The sequence below is a fragment of the Sphingomonas sp. GW821-FHT09E03 genome (genome assembly GCF_059416225.1).
Genome location: NZ_JBWKOS010000023.1, coordinates 1 through 5,959 on the forward strand (window position 1 = coordinate 1; position 5,959 = coordinate 5,959).

At 54.6% G+C, this 5,959-nt stretch carries 3 tRNA genes and 3 rRNA genes; all 6 read right to left on the reverse strand.

What is annotated here, in order from left to right:
- The 6 genes from AC07M8_RS19545 to AC07M8_RS19570 all read right to left on the reverse strand — a co-directional run bounded on the left by AC07M8_RS19545 (position 1) and on the right by AC07M8_RS19570 (position 5,710).
- Positions 1–77 (reverse strand) — tRNA-Met (locus tag AC07M8_RS19545).
- Between the two features lie 77 nt (positions 78–154).
- Positions 155–269: ribosomal RNA gene (gene rrf, locus AC07M8_RS19550) — 5S ribosomal RNA — on the reverse strand.
- 167 nt (positions 270–436) lie between these two features.
- Positions 437–3,258: ribosomal RNA gene (locus AC07M8_RS19555) — 23S ribosomal RNA — on the reverse strand.
- Between the two features lie 539 nt (positions 3,259–3,797).
- Positions 3,798–3,873, reverse strand: a tRNA-Ala gene (locus tag AC07M8_RS19560).
- 9 nt (positions 3,874–3,882) lie between these two features.
- Positions 3,883–3,959 (reverse strand) — tRNA-Ile (locus AC07M8_RS19565).
- A gap of 263 nt (positions 3,960–4,222) precedes the next feature.
- Positions 4,223–5,710: ribosomal RNA gene (locus AC07M8_RS19570) — 16S ribosomal RNA — on the reverse strand.
- The 16S, 23S and 5S rRNA genes sit together here with 3 tRNA genes alongside, the layout of an rRNA operon.
- Between the last annotated feature and the right edge of the window lie 249 nt (positions 5,711–5,959).

A 5,959-nucleotide genomic window follows, 5' to 3' on the forward strand; every position in this document is an offset into this window, starting at 1 on the left:
TGGTTGCGGGGACAGGATTTGAACCTGTGACCTTCAGGTTATGAGCCTGACGAGCTACCGGGCTGCTCCACCCCGCGACGGTTCCGTTGGGAACGAGGGTGAGCATTGTGAATGGGTTCATCATGTACGTGTTGTGCGGCGCACCGGCTTCAATGCCTGGCGACGACCTACTCTTCCATCGCTTGAGCGATAGTACCATTGGCGCAGTCGGGTTTCACGGCCGAGTTCGGGATGGGATCGGGTGGGGCACCGACGCTATAGCCACCAAGCAATGGAGCCGGTGCGCTGCGCGAGCGTATGTGATGGTTTTAAAATCGATGTCGTGCACTTAATTTGAAGAGTATATGTTTTATCTGGCGTCGAGCTTTATCATCCACACGTCCATGGTCTGACGCATGCTGGGTAGACCCAGCATTGTCATTGATGGTGTGAGACTCTCAAGCGCGAATAGGACAATTAGTATCGGTTAGCTCCATGGATTACTCCACTTCCACATCCGATCTATCAAGGTCGTGGTCTCCGACCGTCCTGTGAAATCTTATCTCGAGGGAGGCTTCCCGCTTAGATGCTTTCAGCGGTTATCCCGTCCGTACATAGCTACCCTGCTGCGCCGTTGGCACGACGACAGGTACACCAGAGGTACGTTCAACCCGGTCCTCTCGTACTAGGGTCAACTCCTCTCAAATTTCGACGCCCACGGCAGATAGGGACCAAACTGTCTCGCGACGTTCTGAACCCAGCTCACGTACCACTTTAATTGGCGAACAGCCAAACCCTTGGGACCTGCTCCAGCCCCAGGATGTGATGAGCCGACATCGAGGTGCCAAACAACCCCGTCGATATGAGCTCTTGGGGGTTATCAGCCTGTTATCCCCGGCGTACCTTTTATCCGTTGAGCGATGGCCCTTCCACGAGGGACCACCGGATCACTATGACCGACTTTCGTCTCTGCTCGACTTGTCAGTCTCGCAGTCAGGCGGGCTTATGCCATTGCACTCTAACAGCCGGTTTCCAACCGGCCTGAGCCCACCATCGCGCGCCTCCGTTACTCTTTAGGAGGCGACCGCCCCAGTCAAACTACCCGCCACAGAGGGTCCCTGTTCCGGCTTACGGAACGAGGTTAGACATCAGAAAACAACAGGGTGGTATTTCACCTATGGCTCCACGTCAGCTGGCGCCAACGCTTCAAAGCCTCCCACCTATGCTACACAGTTCTTTCCTAATGCCACTCTGAAGCTGCAGTAAAGGTGCACGGGGTCTTTCCGTCTAACCGCGGGTACTCCGCATCTTCACGGAGAATTCAATTTCGCTGAGCATGTCCTGGAGACAGTGGGGAAGTCGTTACGCCATTCGTGCAGGTCGGAACTTACCCGACAAGGAATTTCGCTACCTTAGGACCGTTATAGTTACGGCCGCCGTTTACCTGGGCTTCATTTCAGAGCTTGCACCCCTCCACTTAACCTTCAGGCACCGGGCAGGCGTCAGGCCCTATACGTCGTCTTGAAGCCGACTTAGCAGAGCCCTGTGTTTTTGCTAAACAGTCGCTACCCCCTGGCCTGTGCCCCCTCAATATGCTTGCGCACGATGAGGGCCTCCTTCTTCCGAAGGTACGGAGGCAATTTGCCGAGTTCCTTCAGGACACTTCTCTCAAGCGCCTTGGTATACTCTACCTGACCACCTGTGTCGGTTTCGGGTACGGTCTATACGGTGGGGCTATTTCCTGGAACCACTTCGAAGCCCAGCCAATCCGATAAGGCTGAACAACACACGTGATCCGTCACACACCACCAGGCCCACGAATATTAACGTGGTTCCCATCGACTACCCCCTTCGGGCTCGTCTTAGGGGCCGGCTCACCCTGCGCGGATTAGCCTTGCGCAGGAACCCTTGGTCTTTCGGCGAGAGGGCATCTCACCCTCTTTATCGCTACTCATGTCTGCATTCGCACTTCCGATACCTCCACGACCCATTACCAGATCGCTTCACAGGCGTACGGAACGCTCCGCTACCGCGTGGATAAATCCACACCCTAAGCTTCGGTGCGTGTCTTGAGCCCCGTTACATCTTCGCCGCAGAAACCCTTGTTTAGACCAGTGAGCTGTTACGCTTTCTTTAAAGGATGGCTGCTTCTAAGCCAACCTCCTGGTTGTTTTGGGATTTCCACATGCTTTCCCACTTAGACACGACTTGGGGACCTTAGCTGTAGGTCAGGGCTGTTTCCCTTTTGACGACGGACCTTAGCACCCGCCGTCTGTCTCCCGGATATCACTCCTAGGTATTCGGAGTTTGGTTAGTGTTGGTAGATCTCGCGACCCCCGCAACCATCCAGTGCTCTACCCCCTAGGGTGTCCATCCGAGGCACTACCTCAATAGTTTTCGCGGAGAACCAGCTATTTCCCGGCTTGATTGGCCTTTCACCCCTAAACACAACTCATCCGGTAACTTTTCAACGTTAATCGGTTCGGACCTCCAGTGCGTGTTACCGCACCTTCATCCTGGTCATGCCTAGATCGCCGGGTTTCGGGTCTAATACTTCAAACTATGTCGCCCTATTCAGACTCGCTTTCGCTGCGCCTACACCTAACGGCTTAAGCTTGCTTGAAACATTAAGTCACAGACCCATTATGCAAGAGGTACGCTGTCAGGGCTTAAAACCCCTCCAACTGCTTGTAGGCAATCCGTTTCAGGTACTGTTTCACTCCCCTCATCGGGGTGCTTTTCACCTTTCCCTCACGGTACTAGTTCGCTATCGGTCACATACGAGTATTTAGGCTTAGAGGGTGGTCCCCCTATGTTCAGACAGGATTACACGTGTCCCGCCCTACTCGAGTCCTGAATTCTCACTTTCGCATACGGGGCTGTCACCCGCTATGGCGCTACTTTCCAGAAGCTTCTGCTAGTTGAAATTCAGGCACTGGCCTGGTCCGCGTTCGCTCGCCACTACTAACGGAATCTCGGTTGATGTCTTTTCCTCCAGCTACTGAGATGTTTCAGTTCACCGGGTTCGCTTCACGAAGCCTATTTTATTCAGCTAAGTGATACCTGTTTCCAACTAACCCTCACAGAGCCACTAGTCGACACGCATGAAGCGTGCCGCCGAGCGGCTCAGCTAGGGTTAATCGGATAGGTGGGTTTCCCCATTCGGAAATCTGCGGGTCAAAGGTTGCTCACACCTCACCGCAGCTTATCGCAGCGTGCCACGTCCTTCATCGCCTGTATGTGCCAAGGCATCCACGAATTGCCCTTACCTCACGCTTGAGAGTCCACACCACCAATGACAACGCTGGATCAGCCCGGAGGCCGACACGAAACTCGGCAAGAGCAGCGAAGCATGGTTTTGATCTGGCCGAACGTCGACACGCATGAAGCGTGCCGCCGAGCGGCTCAGCTGATGTGGATAATAATAATCTCAGCCAGATTGTCGGATATGCGTGTCGGTCAGCAAGCTTGCGCTTACCGCCTCTCTCGCAATCCATTAAGTGATTGACGTCAGCCTGGAGGCCCGGCCGCACAACCTCGCGGTTGCCGCCTTGCTTGTCCAAACCAACACCATCACGGCATCGATTTTAAGAACCCATTCACAATGTCAAAGAGGAGTGCCTCAGCACTCCGAAAACCGCTGCATCACTGCAGCGGAACTGGTGTCTTCATCCCTGGAAAATCTTGAGAGCGTGTCGCTTGCCAACCCGCGTGCCGTCAGTCGCAGCCAAGCTGCGCCTTATGGCGCGCTAGTCTGCGCTGGCCGGCCTTGACGCCGTGCGATTTAGCAGGGCTAAATCGTCTCCGCGCCAGCGGCTTGGTGGAGCCTATCGGGATCGAACCGATGACCTGATGCTTGCAAAGCAACCGCTCTCCCAGCTGAGCTAAGGCCCCATAAAGCAGTGGTGGGCCGAGTAAGAGTTGAACTTACGACCTCACGCTTATCAGGCGTGCGCTCTAACCACCTGAGCTACCGGCCCGAACCCGTGCTCACGCACCCGTCAGTCGCTGCAAAGCTGCGCCTTATGGGGCCTTCATCAAAGTAATACTTTGATGGGACCCACGGCGCGCTTCGCCGCGCTGGCCGAGCTTGTCAGCGTACAAAATAGCCTTGCTATTTCGTCTCGCTGACTGCGCTTTTCCAGTGATGAAGGGACATGAGGACGGCGGCAAATGTTCTTTGGAGCGGAAGAAGCTCTTCCCAACACGCAAGGTGTCAGGCGCTTTCTGCCAAAATCCTTAGAAAGGAGGTGATCCAGCCGCAGGTTCCCCTACGGCTACCTTGTTACGACTTCACCCCAGTCGCTAAACCCACCGTGGTCGCCTGCCTCTCTTACGAGTTAGCGCAACGCCTTCGGGTGAATCCAACTCCCATGGTGTGACGGGCGGTGTGTACAAGGCCTGGGAACGTATTCACCGCGGCATGCTGATCCGCGATTACTAGCGATTCCGCCTTCATGCTCTCGAGTTGCAGAGAACAATCCGAACTGAGACGGCTTTTGGAGATTAGCTCACCCTTGCGGGATTGCTGCCCACTGTCACCGCCATTGTAGCACGTGTGTAGCCCAGCGCGTAAGGGCCATGAGGACTTGACGTCATCCCCACCTTCCTCCGGCTTATCACCGGCGGTTCCTTTAGAGTCCCCAACTAAATGATGGTAACTAAAGGCGAGGGTTGCGCTCGTTGCGGGACTTAACCCAACATCTCACGACACGAGCTGACGACAGCCATGCAGCACCTGTGTTCCAGTCCCCGAAGGGAAGAGATCCATCTCTGGAAATCGTCCGGACATGTCAAACGCTGGTAAGGTTCTGCGCGTTGCTTCGAATTAAACCACATGCTCCACCGCTTGTGCAGGCCCCCGTCAATTCATTTGAGTTTTAACCTTGCGGCCGTACTCCCCAGGCGGATAACTTAATGCGTTAGCTGCGCCACCCAAAGACCAAGTCCCCGGACAGCTAGTTATCATCGTTTACGGCGTGGACTACCAGGGTATCTAATCCTGTTTGCTCCCCACGCTTTCGCACCTCAGCGTCAATACCAGTCCAGTGAGCCGCCTTCGCCACTGGTGTTCTTCCGAATATCTACGAATTTCACCTCTACACTCGGAATTCCACTCACCTCTCCTGGATTCAAGCGATGCAGTCTTAAAGGCAATTCTGGAGTTGAGCTCCAGGCTTTCACCTCTAACTTACAAAGCCGCCTACGTGCGCTTTACGCCCAGTAATTCCGAACAACGCTAGCTCCCTCCGTATTACCGCGGCTGCTGGCACGGAGTTAGCCGGAGCTTATTCTCCCGGTACTGTCATTATCATCCCGGGTAAAAGAGCTTTACAACCCTAAGGCCTTCATCACTCACGCGGCATTGCTGGATCAGGCTTTCGCCCATTGTCCAATATTCCCCACTGCTGCCTCCCGTAGGAGTCTGGGCCGTGTCTCAGTCCCAGTGTGGCTGATCATCCTCTCAGACCAGCTAAGGATCGTCGCCTTGGTGAGCCTTTACCTCACCAACTAGCTAATCCTACGCGGGCTCATCCCTGGGCGATAAATCTTTGGACTTAACGTCATCATCCGGTATTAGCAGTCGTTTCCAACTGTTATTCCGAACCCAAGGGCAGATTCCCACGCGTTACGCACCCGTGCGCCACTATGCCCGAAAGCATCGTTCGACTTGCATGTGTTAGGCATGCCGCCAGCGTTCGTTCTGAGCCATGATCAAACTCTCAAGTTTATGTCTCCAGCCACTCCCCAGTGGAATTCCAGGGAACAACCAGGCATATCAGGAGCCTGTTCCTGCACTAAACATATACTAGTGGATATGTATTAGGACATATGAGCACCCACCAAAGCTCGCGCTCCAGTGAGAACCGTGAACAGGCTTGGCTTTAACCGAGTACCTGACGCCTGAATGCCGCCAAGACCCGGAGCCGCCGCCCACATGTCCCTTCATCTTACCTACAATGTCAAAGAGCCGACAAAA